Source organism: Pseudarthrobacter lactosi, assembly GCF_055412785.1.
Window position 1 is genome coordinate 99,659 of record NZ_JBVAYS010000007.1, and the last position, 18,360, is coordinate 118,018.

Genomic DNA, 18,360 nt, shown 5'->3' on the forward strand with positions numbered 1-18,360 from the left:
CTTATCCAGGGACTTCTTCGCTGATGCGCTCTTGCGTTCCTGCGGCCGTGGAGTCGGTCAGTTCAACCAGCAGTGAGCTGCTGAACTTCTTGATGCCGGCCTTGATCTGCGGGGCGTCGGGCCGGTCGATCCAGCGCGTCATTTTCAGCAGGAAAGGCCTGCCGTTGCGCCCGACGAACAGGCCATAGCCGAACGGCAGCCGGCGCAGCTCCGAGACGGTCATGACGTCCTTCTCCCGCTTGGAGGTGCTGGATGAATACCCGTCGGAGGTGTGCGTGACAGAGCCTTCCTCCACAGCCCTGGTGCCGAGGAGCTTGACGAACGATTCGAGGTCTTTTTCGTTGCCCGAGCCGCCGAGCTGTATTTTCACCGTCGCGGAGTCGAACACGGCCTGCGCTTCTTCCGCTCCCCAGCCGCCGCGGGCCTGCGCGAGGGACTGCAGGACAACGAGCGGGCTGATCCCCAAACCGCCGCCGTCCGACATCAGCGTTACGAGCCCTGGCCAGGAGCTGGACATGTTCGCGATCTCGTCCAGCACCAGCGACAGCGGCGGATCGAGCCGGTTTCCCGGCAGCCGGATGGCCATTTCGCGGGCGGTTTCGGTGATTTCGTCCATCATCGCAATCAGGAACGGCGCCATGGCCCCGCCGCCGGACTTCGTCCCGATCAGGTACAGGGTGCCCCTATCGCTGATGAATTTCGCCGGAACCAGTTCTTCGGCCGGGCTGGCCGGTTTCAGGGTTTCACGCACGAGCGGCACGGCAAGGCCGGCCAGTGCCCCTTCGACGCCGAACCAGCGGCTGCCGAGCATCTTCGGGTCCCCGTCAAGGATGGACTTGAGCGACTGGCCCCAGCCGAATGCGGCGTCCGGGTGTTCGAGCAGGATCTTCTGCGCGGTCCGCGCGGTCGTCGGAGCGGTCCCCCACAGGTACAGCTCGTCAACGCTGTGCCCGCCGAGGGCTGCGGCGTGCAGGAGTGACTGGAGGATGGAGATCGCTGCGCCGGCCCATTCCTGGTTGGACCCGGACTTCCCCAGCCCGGAGGAGCCGATCAGTGAGGAGGCCCGGCGGGCTGCGACCTCGGGCCGCTCGCACCCGGTGATCGGGGACCACTTCAGCGAGGACTTCGCCCCGGTGAGTCCCTGCGGATCAAACAGCGTGCAGGGCCCGCCGTTTGAGCGCAGCTCGTGGGTGGCCGCGTAGTTGTCCGCCCTGGTCGAGGTGGTGATGCAGGATCCCGGGGCATCCAGGATTGCCGAGATCAGCAGGTGGAAGCCCTTACCTGACCGGGGTGGGCCGACTAGGACGATTGATTCCTCACAGGAGACAAGGACTGCTTGGGAGAGGACGTGCCCGATGCGGATGGATGCGTCTTCCACTGACGGCCGGCCCAGGGTGGGGCGGATGCTTTTGGCGCGTTCGAGGATTTTCTTCTCCCCGACCGTGTTCTTGATTTCCTTGATCTTGGCCAGCCCGTCACGGCCCATGACGTCCTTGACGAAGTACTCGTCCGAGAGTTTCCAGTCGTGCACCAGCTTCCATACGGTCACGCCGGCGCCGACGGCCAGGACGACGAGCAGGACCATCCATACGATGACTGCCCCGCTCTCCGGTCCGCAGCCGGCTGCCGTGGTCCCGTAGACGGAGGCGTCGGCGGGGCTGGACGGGTTCAGGAATCCGAGCGGCTGGAGGATCGAGGGCAGGGTGGTGAAGGATCCGCAGCGGAAGGACGCGGCGATCTGCCCCGGCAGGTACAGCGCATAGAGCACCAGTGCGATCAGGCCCAGGGCAAGGACCGCCATCTGGGTCCCTTTATCCATCGCTTTCATGCCGCACCCTCCCCGCCCCTGTTGGAGCGCATTTTGCCGTCGGTATCAAATACCGGCACTTCGGCCGTGGTGCGCTGGTTTCTCACGCTCACCGTCCGGTAGGGGCCGACTTTCCAGAGCCCTGTGCCCTGGGCGGAACGGTTTACGTCTTCGCGCTCGGCCCGGGTCAGGCCGAGTTCCCGCTCGGTCACGGCAAGGTTGGCTGTTTCCTGCCGGTAGATGACTTTCACCGTGGTATCGCCCAGCAGGGAGCGTGCCATCGCGGCCATTTTCGATCCGACGTCCCCGGCAATGTCCAGGTCCCCGAGTTTGTGGATGATCAGGACGTTGAAGATGTTGTAGTCACGGGCGAGTTTCCACGCCTCCATCATCCGGGTCAGGGATGCTTCGTCGCTGACTGAGTCCCAGCCCTCTTCGTAGACGCAGAGCCTTTGTCCGGAGTCGGAGTTGGTGACCATGGATTCAGCCCATGACCCGGTGCAGGCGTAGGCGATTTTCCGTGCTTCTTTCGATGCGCCGACGAGTGCCTTGGTGTTGACCGTGATGATCGGCAGGTCAGGGTCGAAGTTAGCTGTGGTTTCACCGTCGAACATGCCCTTCAGGTCCCCTTGGGTGCAGCGGGAAAAGGCGTGCAGAAGCCGTTCGGCGGCTTCGGCTACGGAGCGTGAACCATCGGTGGAAACGCTCATCTGCCGCAGGTGCTCGATGAAGCCTGGCAGCGTCGGCACACCGGGCGCGGAGGAGTCGACGCTCAGATCCAGTGCCATGGACAGGGCTGTGTGTTCGGCGCCCTGCACGGCCCTGTCCAGCAGGATTTCACCGATGGTCTGGAGCAGATTCAATCGCCTGGCGCGCACCATCGCCGCCCAGCGCAGATCAGTCATCGGTTCCCCGTCCGGAGTCACCGAGGGGCGGATGCCCTCATCGAGCGGGTTGACCCGGTCCGGCTGGCCGGGGCCGACCTTGATGGTGTGGCCGCCCAGGAACTGCGCGACGACATCCCATTCGCCCTTGCGGTCCGCGAGGATCAGCGCCTTGCGTCCCAGCATCACCAGGCGGCAGACCAATGATTTCGCGCACGTGGACTTTCCGGAGCCGACGGCGCCCATCAGGATCATCGACATGCCGGTGATGATTTTCGCCTCGTACAGCTCCCACGGGTCAAAGACGAAGGCCCCGCCGCCGTAGACGTCCTCGCCGATGTAGGCGCCCTGGTGCCCGAGGTTCGCGCCGGCCAGGAACGGGTACGCCGTCGCAAAGGAAAACGCCGTCTCGCTGAACGGGCGCTGGCGGAGCCGGAAGCTGCCGCGAAGATTGTTGATGTGCTGCTTCCCGCCGGTAGGGAATGCCTGCTGCGGAAAGCCGTCATCCCCGCCAGCTGTCTCAACCGACGCAGCCGCGACGGCACGGGCCCTGGTCAGGCGTTGCTGCGCCCTTGCCTGCCGGGATCCATTGGAGATATCCAGCATGACCGGGACCAGCCCGGACAGCCGGTTCGATTTTCCTCCGATGTGCTTCACAGCAGTCCCCTGCCCAGCGGCATGGCCGAGGCGACGAAGCCTTCGGCCTGTTGCCCGTACAGGCACCGGAGCTCCACCTGTGCGGCCGCGGCCGCGTTGCGCAGTTTGGTGTTGTTCACTTCCAGTTCCGTCGCGTCCGATGCCGAGAGCGTGACGTAGCCGCCGATCTTCAAGGCCCCGAAGCCGTCGGTGAGCTGCATTTCCCGGAACTCAAGATCAGTTCCTTCCAGCCGTTGCGCCCGGGAAACCGGCCGGCCCAGCCGGTGCTGAATATCGAGCCCGGAATCGTGATCGGCGAGGGAGGTGGTGATGTCCTTCATGGCCTTACTGACCGGGTATGGCTTGGCAATGAGGGTCACGGAGTGCCGGAAGTCACCGGCGAACACCAGTTTGGACATGAACCCGAGGCTGGCCTTCTTCCGTGGCCACTCCGAAACCCACCAGGTGCGGTGAATGCCCGTGTCCGTCTGGAGCGTGGACCACTCCGGCAGCATGACCATCGGCCCGGCAGAGGCCGGTGCGACACCGGCAAACGCTCCGGTCCGCTCCGAGATCTCCACCGCGGAGGCAGGGTCGGTTGCGCGCCGGATGCAGGCTGAGAGTTCCCGGGCGTTCATCCAGAACCGCACCATCGTCCCTGTCGGCGTCAGCGACTCCGTCACCGAGGAAATGGTGCCCGCCGCGAGGCTCATGAACCCGGCGAGCCCGCCGCCGTGGGCCGTGATCGATTTCTCCAGTTTCTTCCGGCTCAACACGACCACAACCCAGCCTTCGTGGTGCATGATGCCGCGCCCGTTGGATACTAGGTCCTCATAGGCGTGGGACGCGAACGAGTTGATGTTCGCGCCCGAGAGCGGCACCAGTTCCCCGTCCCGGACCACCCGGGGAGCCTGCGCGCCCTTGGTTTTGTAGTAGTCCCGGATCTTCGCCCCTGATACCACCGACGTCTGATCGGTCAGCTGCAGGTACTCGACGCCTTCCTGGGTGGAGAGCGCGGTCAAAACGGATGAGAAAGCCTCGGTGCGGTTGATCTGCTCGTCTTCGGACTCAAGTGCGAAAGCGTTCATGGATTCGACCTGGGCGGCGATGATGCCGTACTTGTTCACCGGGTCATAGACGAACGCTTCCCCGCCGGGCAGCTCATAGCAGAGCAGTTCGTTCAGTTCCCCCGGCAGCATGAACCGCACCGGTGTTCCCGGCACGATCTGGCCCTTCTTGCCGATCGTTGAACGGTAGGCCGGAGGCTCCCCATCTGGTTCCGGGGCTGCATGGAGTGCACCGTGGGTGTGTACCGGCGCGGGGGCAAGGTCCAACGGTGTTTCGGTGCGGGTCGCCCGAAGGTACTTCCCCTGGCCCGTGCCCTTGCTCCACCGTCCGCCGACCCACCGGAGCCCCCACTGCAGCGTGGAGGTCCCGTGGAACCTCGTGCAGCACACCGGCCCGGTGATCAGCAGCATGGTCCCGCCGATCAGCCAGCCGAGCGGGAAGCCAAACACCAGGACCGTGACTACGATGGCCACCATCGCGATACCGAAGGTGATGAGCTGGTGCATTTCCAGCCCGAGCACGACTCCCCTCTTGGTTTCGCGCCCGAACCGCACATCGTGCCAGCCGAGCTCCTCTTCCATTACTACGCCTGCGCTCATCAGCGAAGCACCTCTCCCCGAAAATCGTTGGTTGTATTCATTACCTGCCGCGCCCGATCCGGGCCGGCATCCGCGCGATCCTGGAACTCATTTGCCGTGTGCTGCGCAATGCACTGCCGCCGTGGCGTTCGAAGCGGTGCCCGGCTTCGGACCCGATCCCGGCGCCGCCGCCGATGATCCCGTCCCCTGCCCCGCCGGTCAGGAACGCCATGAACTTCATCGTCAGCACGGGCATGACAGCGGCCATGAGCAGGCACAGGATCCCGGCCAGAAACTGGAACGTCGTGTTCGACGTCGCCGAGATCACGAACCCCATCTTCAGCACCAGTGCAGACAATGGTTTGGCTATCAACAACGCCAGAGCCGTCGTGCCGAAGCCCTTGAAAATGCCCTTCGCTGCTTCCAGCGGCTGGCTCATCGCCGCGATCGGCAGCAACGAGGCCAGCACGATCAAACCCAGCATCCGGAACACCATGAACGCCGCCAGCAAAAGCGCAATGATCCAGATCACGAAGATCAGGATGACCGGGACGAGAATCGCTCCCGGGTTGTTCTGGTCTTTCGCCAGAGCCCATTGCTGGTAGTTCTCATCCAGCACCACGGACTTTGCGGCCGGATCCCAGGAGAGGCCAAACAACGCCAGCACCGTGGTGGTGACCGCGTCCTCGCCGTCGTTGTTCCCGGCAGCCAGGATGTACACGGAGATGTTGTCCATCACCTGGATCAGGGTGAACATGATCCCGGCCAGAATGTAGGTCGCCGGGATCGCGAACACCGCGACGGCGCCGGCCCGGATCAGGCCGACAGTGGAAGAGCGGAAGAGACTGACAACAACCTGCGCGGCAACAAGAATGACCATCACCGGGGCCATGACCTGCACCAAAAGCGTCAACATGCCGGGATACACCACCGTGGTGACCTGGCCACCGACATGGGTGTTGACCGTCCCGCCGATCACAGAGACCCACCAGTTCGAGTTCATGTCCGTCGAACTGAAAGCGCCCTTGATCACATCGAAAACGCTCGCCGCGAAACCCTGGATCCCGCCGTCGAAAAACTTCTGGATATCCTCTGCCGGCCCCATCGGTGCCAGCGCCGCGAACCTCACCGGATCAGCCCAGCCCCAGCAAAGCACCGGCGGCCGCCGCGACAGGTGCCGGCGCCAGGGAATTCGTTGTAGCCCAGAACACCAGCCCGCTGACGGAGCCGATCACCGCGGCGCCCAGCAAACCCCAAACCAGGATCATGAAGCCCGTGGACTGCGCACCGGACATCGAACCCAGCTTTCCCGCCACCAGCAGAACGACACCGATAATCAGCACGATCACTAGCAAAACGATGCAGGTCACCATCACACCACCGGCAATGTCACGCAGCACCGGCAACCACGGAGCCGTGTTATTGGCAGTGACCTTAGGATCAATCCCCTCTGCCGCAACGGAAGTAAAAACACTCTTCAGAACGCTCATCGGATACATACCCTTCAATCAGTTCTTGCACTCGGATGTGGTGCGCGGTTTGTAGTCTTTTTCAACATCCCTACTCCCCAGGACCTTGACGTCTTGGCAGGGGTCAGGGGTGAGATTGTTCGAGGTGCAGTCCGGTCCTGTGGGCGTCCACCGGAATCCTGTGACCCGTATTTGGCCCGCCCCGTTCTTGTCGGCGTTGATGATCGGTGTGGCATCGGCTTCGGTCAGGAGCGCCGTCGCGTACCGCTTGATGTCGTCGTCGGAGAGATTATTGGGAAATATTGGGCCCAGCTTTTCGACGGTGTTCGTGCACGTGGATTTGGCGGGTTTTTTGGTGATCTCGACGGTTGGTTGTTGCGCCTGGGCGGGCATGAGGTTGAACTTCCCGAGACCTGAGCCCCAGAAGATCAGGCCGCCGACGGATCCGATGATCGCGGCACCGAGGAAGATCCTGCCGGACCACATCAGTGACTTGGACTGGGCGTTGGATAACGCTGTCATCTTGCCGATCACGAACAAGGTCACTGACACGATCGCGGAGATGACGACCAGCACGATACAGCCGGTCAGGAACTGTCCCGCGAAATCCCGGAGCCCCGCCAGATAATCCGGCCCCTGGTCCGGGTTCACCGGTTCCGGTGCCAGCGGAAGCCGGCTGAAGCCGGTGGCGATCTTCTCAAACATTGGTTTCCCTTCCGCCGGCAAACTGTTGTGCTGCCGGCATGTCTATCGAAGGTTCATTGCCCTGTCCTGCAGGCGTGTGTCAGAGCACAAGAGAAGACGGCCCCTGCACCGGCGGCTAAATGCGCCAGGTGCAGAGACCGTCCGTGGAGGATGGGGTGTGAAGCGGGTCTCAGCGTTTGAGCTGCAGCGGCCTGATCATGTCTCCCAGCCACGGTGCGCCCGGTTCGAGGCGGTTCAGGTGTACCCGGTAGTCGCCGTCGTTTGTCGGGACGCTCGCCCATACGAAGTACGGGTTGGACCGGTCCTCATCCAGCCGCGGCTGGCCGGTAACCGAGGTGGCCGTGAAGTACTTCAGATCAGCGCGGGACCATGCCTGCTGTGCCCGGGGGGTCAGCAACGGTTTGATCCGTGCCTGCCACTGGGATGAGGTCAGGGTGGTGGCGGTGAACGCACGCATCACATCATCGGCCGCGACCAGCGCGGCACGTTCGGCATCAGCGTTCCATGCCGGCTGGGCCGTCTCGACACCCTGCCCCTGCATCGGCGGGGCCGGATTGCCGGTAAACGGCGGCGATACAGACGCAGACGCCGACCCGTTGCCCGGCGCCGGTTCCCCGGTGGTCCCCGTTACCGTTCCGGTGGGCTGCGCGGCAGTTTCCGGAGGTGAGGTGACGTCCACGACCGGCCCGCCCCCGCAGCCGGTCAGGAACACCAGCGCCAGGGCTGCGCCGAGCACGGCAGCTGGCATTGCCCAACGGTCGGGCTTCCGGGCGGCTGTGGTTTCGTTCGTCATCATGGTCATGTCCGTTCCGTGTTCATCCGGCTTGGGTTCAGCCGGCTTTGGGCAGGTGCAGGAAATTATCGGGTGCACTGTTGGCCCGTTTGATCGTGTAGTACTTGTGATCGTCCGGCGGGAACCCGAAGTTATAGCCTTCCTCGATGAAGGAACCGTCCTTGAGGACTTCCTTCACAATGGCAACGTGCCCGTAGCCTGCGGAGGAGGCATTCGCGTTCGAGGGCCCGTACCAGACCACGGCACCGACAGTGGGTGTCTTATCCACCGGCCAGCCCTTGTTCTCCCACGCTGCCCTGTAGTCACGCGCATCACCCAGGACGTTCCCGTCCGGACGGAAGTTGCCGTTCATGATCTTCCACGGCGCTTTGACCACACCGAACTGCTGATTCAGCCGCCACATCACAAAGTCCACACACTCACCGTGGAAGGCGTTGAACTCGGACTGGGACCCCGCCGGGCAGCCGGCGTAGCCGCCATTGGCGTTCAGGACGCAGTGCGGCAGGTCCTTGAAGGGGTAATCATCATTCCCGCTGGAAGTGCCGGTGGCAAGATCACACTCCCCCGAGCCCTTGTCCTCGCCGGCAGTGACAGCGTCGGTGCCGTCCTTGGCCGCGAACTCGTTCGCGAACTGCCTGATCCGCGTCACGTACTGGGCGGTTTCACCGTTGTCCGGGATCCCGCCGACAGCGGTCACCCCGCCCCAGCCCGCGTTGTAGCCGGCCAGGGCAAGATCCACCGGGTCCCCGGCGAACCCCGAGGCCTTCGCCTGCTTCAGCAGCTCCCCCATGAACTTCCCCTGGGCGCTGATGCCGGCCTGCGGGTCGGACGGGTCTTTTCCCTGCCCGTAGCTCGCCCATGTGCCCGGCATGAACTGGGCGATGCCGCGGGCCCCGGCATGGGAGACGGCCTTGGGGTTGAAGTTGCTTTCCTGCCGCAGCTGCCCGGCAAGGATCGGCGCCGGGATACCCGAGGCCTTCGCGGCTTCCCTGATCGCCTCGACGTACTCCGCTGGGACCTTACCGGCGGCCAGGCCGGCCCCGGGCAGAGGTGCCACGCACGAGGACGGGTCCGTCGAGGCGCCAGCCCTCCCGCCGGATACCGCGCCGAGGACGACAGCGACCAGCAGCGACGCCGCGAACAGGATCGTGATGAACAACGCGCCCCCGGCCCGGCTAAGCATCTTCATCGGTTGCCGCCCAACACCACAACGCACCACGTCAAAATGACGGCGGTCACGGCGATACCCAGCACGGCCCGTGTCAGGGCATTGCGTGAAAACCACGCCGCCGCCCTGCCCCTGACCGTTGTCCGGTCAAAGCCCGTGGCACCATCCTGCGGCGCCGCGGCGTCCACCGTGTCCTGCATGGCCCCGAGGATCCTCTGACGCGCCGCACGCCGGGCCAGACGCTTCTGCTCACGCTTGCCCGGCTGCTGGGCGGACATCATCTCCTCCAACTGCGCACGCTGCCCGGGACTGAATCCGTCCTCCTGCCGTCCGGTGCCGTCCATGTTGAAAGTCATTGTCTCCCCGTTGCCTGATGCCGGTGTTGTCAATGGTGGTTCGCTTCCGGACCCGCTCAAGCTGTCTCAATACCTTCCAGGACGGTCCGGGCGACCTGCAGGAGCCAGTGCGCCTCGACGACGTACTGCCGGCAGGTGTTCAGCGAGTACCCGGTCACCTCCGCCATCGATGCGGCAGTGACCTTCCCGAACCCGCCGCCACGGACCACAGCGACGGACAACGCACGCGCCCACGACCCATCCTCGTTGCCCTCCACCGGCAGACACCCCAGCAGCGTCCCGACGGTCACGGGGTCCCCGGCGGACCGGGCTGCCACGGCCTTGCGGACGACGTGGGCGCACCGGACGACTTCCCGGCGGGAATCCCGGAGCGCCTCCTGCGAGATGCCCAGCGCCGCAGAGGCTTTCGGCACGCTGCCCTGGTAGACCATCCACAACGCCGCGACCCGGCGGAACGAATCCGGATTAGCCACCAGCTTCTCCGTCAAAGCCAGGATCTGCCGGGACTCCGCACTGGCCGCCAACCGCTCGACAACCTCTTGGGCGAAGTCATCCTCCACGAGATTCAACGCCGGGTCAGGCCCGTCGGATTCACCCTCCAGCCGGCCCTGCAGCCGGCCTTTCGCCCCGGCCCGTTTCGCGTGGTCATAGGCCCGGCGCTTGGCGATCGTCAGCACCCAGCCCTGCACATGCCCCAGCTCCGGATCAAACGAACCAGAGGCCTTCAACGCCGACTCCGCCGTGTCCGCCACGACGTCGTCCACATCCTGCCCCAGCCCGAAACCGGCCAGAATGTTCCACACAGCGCCCCGCGTCTTCGGATGCATGACAGCCTCCGCGATTCGCGTCTCCATGCCAGTGATCCCCCTGCTCTGACCAGCCGACATCAGACCTGAACACCGCCGGAGACCGTGCGTGGACGCTCAAGAACCCGCGGCCCGCTGCGCTTCGCGGCCCTCTCGGCCCGCCACGCCGCCAGCTCATCCCCGCTCATCGGTGCCGGCTCCAAAGCCGTTTCGGCGACAAGGTTTTCCGTCCGGCACGCCGGGCAGTGATCCGCCGCGTACTGGCCATGATCCGGTTTCGTACACGGGGTATCCCCCGGCCCCAGCAAGCCCCTGGACCGCGTCACCACGGCGAACCCGGCAGCAGCCGTTGCGCCGCCGGCAGCTGGCGCCGTCAGCCCGGAAACGGCCGGTGCTGGTGCGAACCGGTCCGGGTCGTTGAGAACGCACTTGACGATGAACGCCGTCGGATTTGAAACCTTCGCCGGCGCCCTGGACAGCGCCTCATCGATGACCCAGACCAGCTTCTCGGACCGGCACGGGCCAAGGACCGGCTCCAGCCGGTGCTTGAGCCCGGCCAAGTCCACTCCCCGATGCTTCGCAGGCTCATCATCAATCACCGTCACCGGAACGACCCCAGCGGCAGGTGCCGTTTCGCGCCCGGACTGATGATGATGACTTAAGTCATCATCAGGTTCCTTAAAGGAGGCGTTTACATAATTTGCACTTAGGTCCGACGTATTTTGCACTTTGGTGGAGCCTAAGTGCAGATTCTGCACTACTGGTTTTCCGGGGTTTTTGCCCTGCCCCGTGGGCCTAAGTGCAGATTCTGCACTACTGGTTTCTTGCGGAACTTGCTCGGTCAGGTTCGCTAACGCTTCCTTGCGGAATCGCTCGGCTTGAGCCTTGCGTTCCTTTGTGGACACCGCACCCCGCCACACCGGCGACGCATGCTTCCTGTTCTCCAGAAGCAGGAAGAACAGGTTCGCCGCCCGCGAGCCGTCCTGGTGGTGGTTCCGCTCGCACACCACCAACCCCAGCTCGACCAGTTCCTTGATAGCGGCCACCAGGGAGCGTTGAGACAAGCACGTCTTGTGGGCCAGATACTCGTACGAGGGGAAGAGATAGCCGTCGTCGTCGGCCGCATCAGCCATGGTCACCAACACGAACTTGGCTCCCTGTCGAAGCTCCTTACTGAATGCCCATGTCAGGGCTTTCGAACTCACAGGATGCCTCCGATCTCTGCTCGTCTGCGGGCACGGTCTGGTTGACCTCATCAAGAAATTCTTGGGGCACCGCCCTTTCGTGGGCGGTGTTCCCCAGCTGCAGGCACAACGCCCGGTCGTGTCCGGCCTCCGCCACGGCGGCGCTGTCCGGCAAGGACGTGCTTTTCACCAGGCCCTTCACCATCAGCTCGGCCAGAGCGGCCTGGACCCTCCCCTGCGGCTCACCAGTCAAATGTGAGAGATACCCGTGGCTGAAGACGACAAGGCCGGCATCGTCTGCGTCATGTGCAAGCCTCAGAAGAACATTCCACGTCTCCGCGGATACCTCCTTCTCAAACGCCCATGCCATAGCTTTTGTGCTCACGCGTTGGTACCTTCCTTCAACACTGCACCGGCAAACAGGGCAGGCTGGGTGGCTTTCAAATCGTTCAGGCGGGTCCGCCCGGTCCGTTCAGAGACGTTCAGGAATTTCGCGGCGGCCTTGCCCGTCGGCTGGGTGCCGGCGCTCAGCTGGGCGCCCACCCATTGCTCCAGATCCATAGCCTTCGGCTTCCGCCCGACAACACTCAGAGAAGGCCGGGGTGAAACATTAAGGGCAGGAACAGGGGCAACATGGGACGTCAGCCCATCGCTGGAGGTTTCAGCCGGTACTGCGGGAACTGATTCCGTGGACGGCGCAGTGGCGGCACCAACAGGAACAGGCACGGCAGGCTCATCCTGTGTGACGGGCAGGGACGCCCGTACGGCCTCACCAGCTGTGCTTTCGGCGGCAAGCCATGTAGCCGGCACATGGGCCAGCTCAGGCTCGGGCAGAGGCTCACCACCGCTACCAGGGCCATCCGGTGCAGTGCCGACAGACCCTACGGTCAGTTTGGCGGCAGGCTCCCCTGCGTCCGGCCTGCCGATCACCAAACGGCCCAGCTGCTCTGTAGCTGCAAACACGGCCAGCGGAGCCAGTGAAGCAATCGCCGCACCAATGATCTGCTGACCGAAGTCCGGGTGAGGGATCGACAACGCGTGGGCCGCATTGGCCACCATGGAAAACACCGTGAACCCGCCCAAGGAAATCCAGGACGCCCACGTCCGCTCCCCGCGGTGCCGGTGGATCAACACCGCCAGCGTGTAGGCAAGGATTGCGACGTCGATGAACACCGGGACAGCCCAACGCAGCCAGACCGGCAATCCGGCCCACGCCGCGACCTCATGCAGGCCAGTAAAGGAGACCATGAACGAGGCCACAGCCAGGAACCCGACGAGGCAAACGGTCAGCCACAGAGTGGCCATGGAATCCGGATTGATCCGGTCAGTCTTACGATCTATCCCGGGCGTCATGACGCAATCCCCTTAGCCAAATATTCCGTCTCAAGGAGCGGGAACTTACTTGTCAGCTCAACCACTGCCTGTACACTGAATCCGTTGATGAAAATCTTCTGTTTCGTAGATGTTTGTTTGGAAACAGCCCCTGGGAGTCCAATCCGGGGCTGTTTCCGTTTAAGGCCTGCGCTTCCGGGAATGCAGTGCATCCAGGAACCTCCCCAGCTCATCCACCGCATCCGTGACAACGGCAGTCAACGTCACCGCATCATCGACATCGCCGGAGAGCACCTTGACGTCAATGGCCGTCAGCACGTGGGACAACGCCAGGACTCCGCGGGAAGCGTCCGCAGCCAGCTCCGTCAACGTCTCCGCGTCCGAATCCTCATCAACCGTCAGCGTCGTCGGATCCAGCGTGATCTGCCCCGCCAGCTTGATCACCAGCGGCAACGGCGAATCCATCGACCCCGTCAAACGCCGCGCAGCATCCTTACGCTCCCGCGCCGGCCGCGACGTAAACGACGACGGCGACAACGCCGCGATCCCCATCTCCGACGGCGACATATTCAACAACTCATCACTCAACGGAACATCCTCAAACGTGCCGCGCTCCGGCTTCCTGGGCCGGGCATCGGCTGCCGGGTAGGACTTGCCATCAAGGCCCACGACGTTAGCCTCTGCAGGTGGCACATATGTGCCACCTGCAGAATTGTCCGCGACTTCGATGGCTCGCCTGCTGCTGGCAATATCGCGCTCAATGGTCGTATGGCTAGCCTGAAGGGCGGAACCGATCGCCCGCGTACTCATGCCCGCCTCACGCATCGACATAACCACTGCCTGCCGCTCCTCACGGGGCGGCTGCAACGCCAAAGACCCAAACTCACCCTGGCAATACGCATCCCACGAGCTGTACCCCGTAGCAGCCCACGCTCTCCCTTGATACGCCGTAATGATCAGCGTGTAGGAATGCTCCAAAGCGACTCTGATTTGTCTTGTGAGTTCACGCGCCCTTGGGGCGTCCAGAGATGGGTTATCCGGATCAATCTCGTCGATGATTTCAACATCGTCCGCATCCAGGGCCGCCCCATCCATCCCAGCCCGCTGCTCCTCGGTCAACGAGTCTGAAAACGACGTCTGCCGTTCACTCCTGGTCATATGAATCCCCTTCAATGCTCAGGCGTCGGATGGTCCAGTCAGAACGTTACACGCCTGTAGTGAACATGTGCAACGCCTGTAGTGAGCATGGCTTATTCATTTAGCAAGTGCTGAAGGGACGTTACGATGAATTGGCTCCGTTGCTCTACCTGGATCGGCGCTGGAGGGTGAGACGTAATGCTGACAACACGGCATGGCCTGGTCTGCCTGGCGTTCCTTGTACCGACTGCCGCGCTATCTGCGTTCGCGGTTGTCATGGCCCACAAGATCGTTAAGCAGGGCCCAAAGGACTACCGCCGAGCCGAATTGACAGATGACGGACGAGGAATCCGCATCGATCTGGACGACTACACCAAGGCCCCGGGTGACTTTGGGGTGTTCGACCCTGTGGCCGCGAGCTACACGAGGGTCAGCGAAGTCATGTTGATCGATGAGGATCAAAAGTTTGTAGAGCGGCGGATCGATCCGCCTGGCTCCGGACCGGAACGGCTGGGGCCACTGGTCGACTGGACCCCCGATGTTTTCTTCGAACCGTCTGCGGTCGGCGGACGATACGAAGAGGTGGACATCCCCACCTCCTACGGTGCGGCGCCGGCCTGGCTATTCGAAGGTGAGAACACGGACGTATGGGTGATCCATATCCATGGCAGCTGGACCAGCCGCGCGATCATGTTCCGAGATGTCCAGGCTTTCAGTCCCTTGGGGTTTACCTCCCTGGTGCCCTCATTTCGCAGCGACCCGGAGGTCAGCCCGCCACAGGCCGAGTCGAGCCACCTGGGGCAAACCGAATGGCATGACGTGGAAAGCGCGGTGGCCTACGCCGTAGCTCATGGGGCCCGACGAATCATCCTCTCCGGCTGGTCAATGGGCGGGACCATTGCCCTGCTTACAGCGGAGCGCAGCGCATACCGGGAGCAGATCGCAGGGATCATTCTGGTGGGGCCCGTCACGAGCTGGCGTAAAACCATCACAGCAGGTGCGGCGCGAGCCGGCGTACCGGCGATCGGGGCCGGCCTCGTCATGCGTCTCATGCAGGTTCCCCTCTTCGCGAAGTTAATCGGTCTGGAGGAAGCAATCAATTTCGATGCGCTTGAATGGGTCGATGTACCTGACCGGGTGGCCGTCCCGACGCTGGTCTTGCACTCCAAAGCTGACCAAGAAGTTCCTTGGGAGATCTCGGCCGCGTTCCAACGGGCGAATCCTGGCACCGTCACCCTGATTCCGTTACCCGGAGCGCATCATACTCAGGAGTGGAACGCCTCGCCTCACACTTTTACCAGCCAACTGACCGGGTGGGTCAACAGGACGATCGCGACTGGCCAAAGCTAGACACGCGCGTCCAGCTTGGCTTCAACTCGAGCGATCCTGTCTTGCATCGGTTCCGGGAACGTAATCAAGTGGCCGCGCTCGTAGTTGTGCAGAACAATAAGGCTTTTGTAGATGCCGTTTTCGAGCGTCTCATTTAAAAGATCCCACGCGGGGCTGACGCGTGACCGGTCAGCATTAACTCGGATCCTTAAGGCAGTGAGCCAGAAAGCATCAGCCGTCCAGAGGCGCACCCTAGCGAGCTGCTTTGAGAGGAAGAGAATGAGCCAACCAGCAGCCGTTACAGAGAGGCCGCTATAGAACAGTCGATCCCACCAGGACCCGATATCTAGGGCTAGGGCGTGCCAGGGCGTGAAGTGGAAGAGGGCCACATAGGCGATATGGCAAGAGCATGCCGCCGCAACGACGAGCAGCCCTATCGTGAATGCAGCGTACAGGCCCTTAGCCTTGTGACGCAGCATGTAGACCGTCCTAAGCACGGTAAACAACAGTGCGATCATGTACATACCGCTATAGACAACTGTTGGGAGCTGGTCCAGCCGACTAACGATGAAGCTCGCTGCCGTTGGAGCTTTATCCTCAATGAGCGCGAAGCTGAAAGCCATGACGGGAAGGATAAGCAGCGGCGCGTAGTAGGTCCATCTGACTTCGTCCACGTTCGCCAAGCGGCGCACGCTGTCGTTAAAGAAGAAGATTGCCAGCAGCGCACAGCTGCTTTGGAGCAGATTTGTGACGTTGATTCCGCCGAGGGCACTGTCAAGGTCCTCTAGTGGCGTGACGGTTCCCAGCACATAGAGCGCAGCGAGGCCGAACACTGACGCCAGCCACGAAGCGCGGGCCTCCTTCATCTTCACCATGGCAGGGATCCGTAGGAGGCATAGGGCGCTCAGCAGCGCAAAAAGGAGTAGTCGCATGGCTCAGCAGAGGAACGGATCGGGATCGGACGAGCTGTTCCCGCGGGTCTTCTTCGACATCTCGAAAGCGAAATCCTCCACCCACCGTTCTACGGGATGATTCGGAACGGCTCGGCAGCTGATGTTAATTGCGTCTGCGGTTTCCCTCAGCATCTCTTCCGAGAGGGACGGCAGAGCCAAGGGAGTTTGAAAGCTCTCCAAATAGATGTGTCCGAGCTCATGATAAATGCAGTGAAGTTTGTATTGCAGCGAGTTCTGCGGGGGAAAATACACGTTGATGCGATCGTCAAATTCGGCTTTGAAGGCCGTCAGCGCTCCCCAGGATTCCTTGTACTCGATCAGATTGATCGGCTTCTCACAGATCACGGTCAGGCGCTCAACAACTTCCTTCATCGATGTCGTGCCAACTCCGCATAACTCACGAACCTTTTCCTGGACCGGCGGGAGAGCCATTCACTCGTCACCGTTCATCGATGCATCGATGATTTTAGTGATCGTCCTCAGAGTTTCCGGCGAAGTCGCTCCCAGGTTTCTCGCGGCGAAATTCTTCACCTTGAGCTTTCGCATCTGGACAAGAAACTCCATCCGCGCTTCGACCTCGGGCGGAGTCTCACTGTTGAGATCACACAGATAAGTAGCCGGCACGTCAAAAACGAACTCAGCGATGCCCTTTAGGAGTTCTTGATCTGTCACCAGGCTGCCAGTGCCATTGATCAAGTAGGACCAGCGGGTTCGCGACAGGTGGATTCCGTGGGTGGAAAGTGCTTCCTCGACATGAGGGTAAGTCAGCGCTGTGTTGTTGTCGGACTCCCAGATATCCACCAGGATGCCCATGCGATCCGCCAGCCGTTCTTTCTTCTGTTGCTGCGTAAGAAACACGCTGCGGCCCCCATGTGCCATCGTTAAAAGCTCCTTCAGCCGAGGTCAGCTGCTTGTGGTGTAGACCGCCACATAGGGCAGGCTGACAGCTGACACAAAATGTTACCTGATGCCATCCGGAGCGTACAGGCAGTGCGCAACTATTGAGGTGTGCATGTGCGGAGCATGTATGTAGGCTGTCGCTTGCTTGCTCTCTGGGGGCGCGATCGCCGCCATCGCGACACGTTCTGTATATCTACAGGTTCTCTTAAGCCGGGGTTAGGGTGGTCTACATGGAGGAATACCGCGCACCCAAGCTGATTGGGAAGAGGGCACCACTGAACTGTCTTGTGCTCCCAGACCAGCATTACCGAGCCTGGAGGGCGATGCAGCGGTACAACATGTCCTTCGGCGAGTATGTCGGCGCGCTGATCGACCGCGCGGCCGGGCTCCCCAACAAGCTTGATGGTATGCACCAGGAGGCTTTGCCTATCGATAAGGCCGGTTAAACGAAGATGGCCCGCTTTCGCGGGCCTTAACTTCGAAAAAGTTTTGTTGTTCAGATCCTGATCTTGGCGGACACCGATCTGAACTTTATTCAACACCCACCCAGTGGGTGGATTTTTTCGTACCCTTCCACAAGTGAAAGGAACTTGGTCCCTATCGTACAGCCAGTCTTGGCTGGGTCAACATCCGTTGCACCCGGTATTCGTGTCCGTGTCGCGCAGGGCGGCCCGAAAGCGCCGCCTACAGGAACTCGCAGCCAAAACCGCACTACGTCCCGACCATCGGCATGTGCAAGTCAGAGAATCCAATTCCCACACATGCGTGACACCCGCCAAACCTATTTATTTAAATTCGCTAGCGTCCGGCGTGTCACCCGCCAACCTTTTTATTTAAATTCGCTAGCGTCAATCACATGGCAACTCGACAAGGCCCTGGACGCCCTCCGCTTCCTGGAAGCAAGGACCGCCACACCGTGGCAGTGAAGCTTGACCCCGAGCACTGGGTGAAGCTCCAAGCAATCGCTGATTCCGCTTGCAGCAAGCCCGGACCACTCACCACCGAGCGCGTCATTGAGTGGATCGAGAGTTTCGACTTCGCTCAGCTAGGCCCAAGACCAGTCCAAGAGGAGGCTTTCCGCGTGGCCTCTTAAAAGAAAAGGCCCGCACTAGGCGGGCCTTGACTGCTAATCAATCGGTAGCCAGAAACTCTGATCCCGGCAAGTTTCTTAGTTTCCAGCTACTTGAACAACAGCGGCATTTTCATGTCCGCTCCTGTTTAGGAATGACTCCATCATACACACACACCCTTTTTT

General features: G+C 62.1%; 19 protein-coding genes. 2 read left to right on the top strand and 17 right to left on the bottom strand.

Annotated elements, in window-relative coordinates; genetic code table 11:
* Position 1: 1 nt before the first annotated feature.
* From ACZY0Q_RS20115 to ACZY0Q_RS20180, 14 genes are all read right to left on the bottom strand, one after another.
* Positions 2 to 1,828, bottom strand: a complete 1,827-nt coding sequence (locus ACZY0Q_RS20115; RefSeq protein WP_463919546.1) for a type IV secretory system conjugative DNA transfer family protein — start codon at positions 1,826 to 1,828, stop codon at positions 2 to 4.
* Positions 1,825 to 3,348, bottom strand: a complete 1,524-nt coding sequence (locus tag ACZY0Q_RS20120; protein WP_463919549.1) for a conjugal transfer protein TraC — start codon at positions 3,346 to 3,348, stop codon at positions 1,825 to 1,827. Before ACZY0Q_RS20120 ends, ACZY0Q_RS20115 begins: the two co-directional genes overlap by 4 nt.
* Positions 3,345 to 4,994, bottom strand: a complete 1,650-nt coding sequence (locus ACZY0Q_RS20125) for an SCO6880 family protein (protein ID WP_463919550.1) — start codon at positions 4,992 to 4,994, stop codon at positions 3,345 to 3,347. Before ACZY0Q_RS20125 ends, ACZY0Q_RS20120 begins: the two co-directional genes overlap by 4 nt.
* A gap of 40 nt (positions 4,995 to 5,034) precedes the next feature.
* Complete coding sequence (locus ACZY0Q_RS20130; protein ID WP_463919552.1) at positions 5,035 to 5,952, bottom strand: hypothetical protein; 918 nt, start codon at positions 5,950 to 5,952, stop codon at positions 5,035 to 5,037.
* Positions 5,953 to 6,106: 154 nt separating this feature from the next.
* Positions 6,107 to 6,463 (bottom strand): hypothetical protein, encoded by a 357-nt coding sequence (locus ACZY0Q_RS20135; protein ID WP_157357194.1) that lies wholly within the window; start codon positions 6,461 to 6,463, stop codon positions 6,107 to 6,109.
* A gap of 18 nt (positions 6,464 to 6,481) precedes the next feature.
* Complete coding sequence (locus tag ACZY0Q_RS20140) at positions 6,482 to 7,147, bottom strand: hypothetical protein (RefSeq protein ID WP_069953142.1); 666 nt, start codon at positions 7,145 to 7,147, stop codon at positions 6,482 to 6,484.
* A 169-nt stretch (positions 7,148 to 7,316) separates the two neighbouring features.
* Entirely contained in the window at positions 7,317 to 7,949 is a 633-nt protein-coding gene (locus ACZY0Q_RS20145) for a hypothetical protein (RefSeq protein ID WP_171983507.1), read from the bottom strand.
* Between the two features lie 28 nt (positions 7,950 to 7,977).
* Positions 7,978 to 9,129, bottom strand: coding sequence for a CHAP domain-containing protein (locus tag ACZY0Q_RS20150; RefSeq protein ID WP_463919555.1), 1,152 nt, complete (start codon positions 9,127 to 9,129; stop codon positions 7,978 to 7,980).
* Positions 9,126 to 9,464 (bottom strand): hypothetical protein, encoded by a 339-nt coding sequence (locus ACZY0Q_RS20155; protein ID WP_463919557.1) that lies wholly within the window; start codon positions 9,462 to 9,464, stop codon positions 9,126 to 9,128. Before ACZY0Q_RS20155 ends, ACZY0Q_RS20150 begins: the two co-directional genes overlap by 4 nt.
* Before the next feature lie 56 nt (positions 9,465 to 9,520).
* Complete coding sequence (locus ACZY0Q_RS20160; protein ID WP_463919559.1) at positions 9,521 to 10,318, bottom strand: RNA polymerase sigma factor; 798 nt, start codon at positions 10,316 to 10,318, stop codon at positions 9,521 to 9,523.
* Between the two features lie 32 nt (positions 10,319 to 10,350).
* On the bottom strand, positions 10,351 to 11,526 hold the full coding sequence (locus ACZY0Q_RS20165; protein WP_463919562.1) for a helix-turn-helix domain-containing protein: 1,176 nt from the start codon (positions 11,524 to 11,526) through the stop codon (positions 10,351 to 10,353).
* A complete protein-coding gene (locus ACZY0Q_RS20170) occupies positions 11,441 to 11,839 on the bottom strand; it encodes a hypothetical protein (RefSeq protein WP_463919564.1) in 399 nt (132 codons plus the stop codon). The genes ACZY0Q_RS20165 and ACZY0Q_RS20170 overlap by 86 nt, the downstream gene beginning before the upstream one ends.
* Positions 11,836 to 12,807, bottom strand: coding sequence for a DUF2637 domain-containing protein (locus ACZY0Q_RS20175; protein WP_463919567.1), 972 nt, complete (start codon positions 12,805 to 12,807; stop codon positions 11,836 to 11,838). Before ACZY0Q_RS20175 ends, ACZY0Q_RS20170 begins: the two co-directional genes overlap by 4 nt.
* A gap of 159 nt (positions 12,808 to 12,966) precedes the next feature.
* A complete protein-coding gene (locus ACZY0Q_RS20180) occupies positions 12,967 to 13,944 on the bottom strand; it encodes a hypothetical protein (protein WP_463919568.1) in 978 nt (325 codons plus the stop codon).
* Between the two features lie 177 nt (positions 13,945 to 14,121).
* Here ACZY0Q_RS20180 and ACZY0Q_RS20185 point away from each other — a divergent pair, with 177 nt between their 5' ends.
* The gene (locus tag ACZY0Q_RS20185) at positions 14,122 to 15,273 is read left to right on the top strand and encodes an alpha/beta hydrolase family protein (RefSeq protein WP_078107858.1); all 1,152 of its coding nucleotides are present in this window, start codon (positions 14,122 to 14,124) and stop codon (positions 15,271 to 15,273) included.
* On the opposite strand, the gene ACZY0Q_RS20190 is transcribed toward ACZY0Q_RS20185, so the two are convergent.
* Genes ACZY0Q_RS20190 through ACZY0Q_RS20200 form a run of 3 tightly spaced genes read right to left on the bottom strand, consistent with a single transcriptional unit; the run spans position 15,270 to position 17,084 of the window.
* Positions 15,270 to 16,127 (bottom strand): hypothetical protein, encoded by an 858-nt coding sequence (locus ACZY0Q_RS20190; protein WP_463919569.1) that lies wholly within the window; start codon positions 16,125 to 16,127, stop codon positions 15,270 to 15,272. The genes ACZY0Q_RS20185 and ACZY0Q_RS20190 overlap by 4 nt on opposite strands.
* 60 nt (positions 16,128 to 16,187) lie before the next feature.
* The gene (locus tag ACZY0Q_RS20195) at positions 16,188 to 16,637 is read right to left on the bottom strand and encodes a hypothetical protein (protein ID WP_463919571.1); all 450 of its coding nucleotides are present in this window, start codon (positions 16,635 to 16,637) and stop codon (positions 16,188 to 16,190) included.
* Positions 16,638 to 17,084: a hypothetical protein gene (locus ACZY0Q_RS20200; RefSeq protein WP_463919573.1), complete on the bottom strand. Its 447-nt coding sequence runs from the start codon at positions 17,082 to 17,084 to the stop codon at positions 16,638 to 16,640.
* 251 nt (positions 17,085 to 17,335) lie between these two features.
* Here ACZY0Q_RS20200 and ACZY0Q_RS20205 point away from each other — a divergent pair, with 251 nt between their 5' ends.
* A complete protein-coding gene (locus tag ACZY0Q_RS20205) occupies positions 17,336 to 17,551 on the top strand; it encodes a hypothetical protein (RefSeq protein WP_078107854.1) in 216 nt (71 codons plus the stop codon).
* Positions 17,552 to 18,360: the final 809 nt, after the last annotated feature.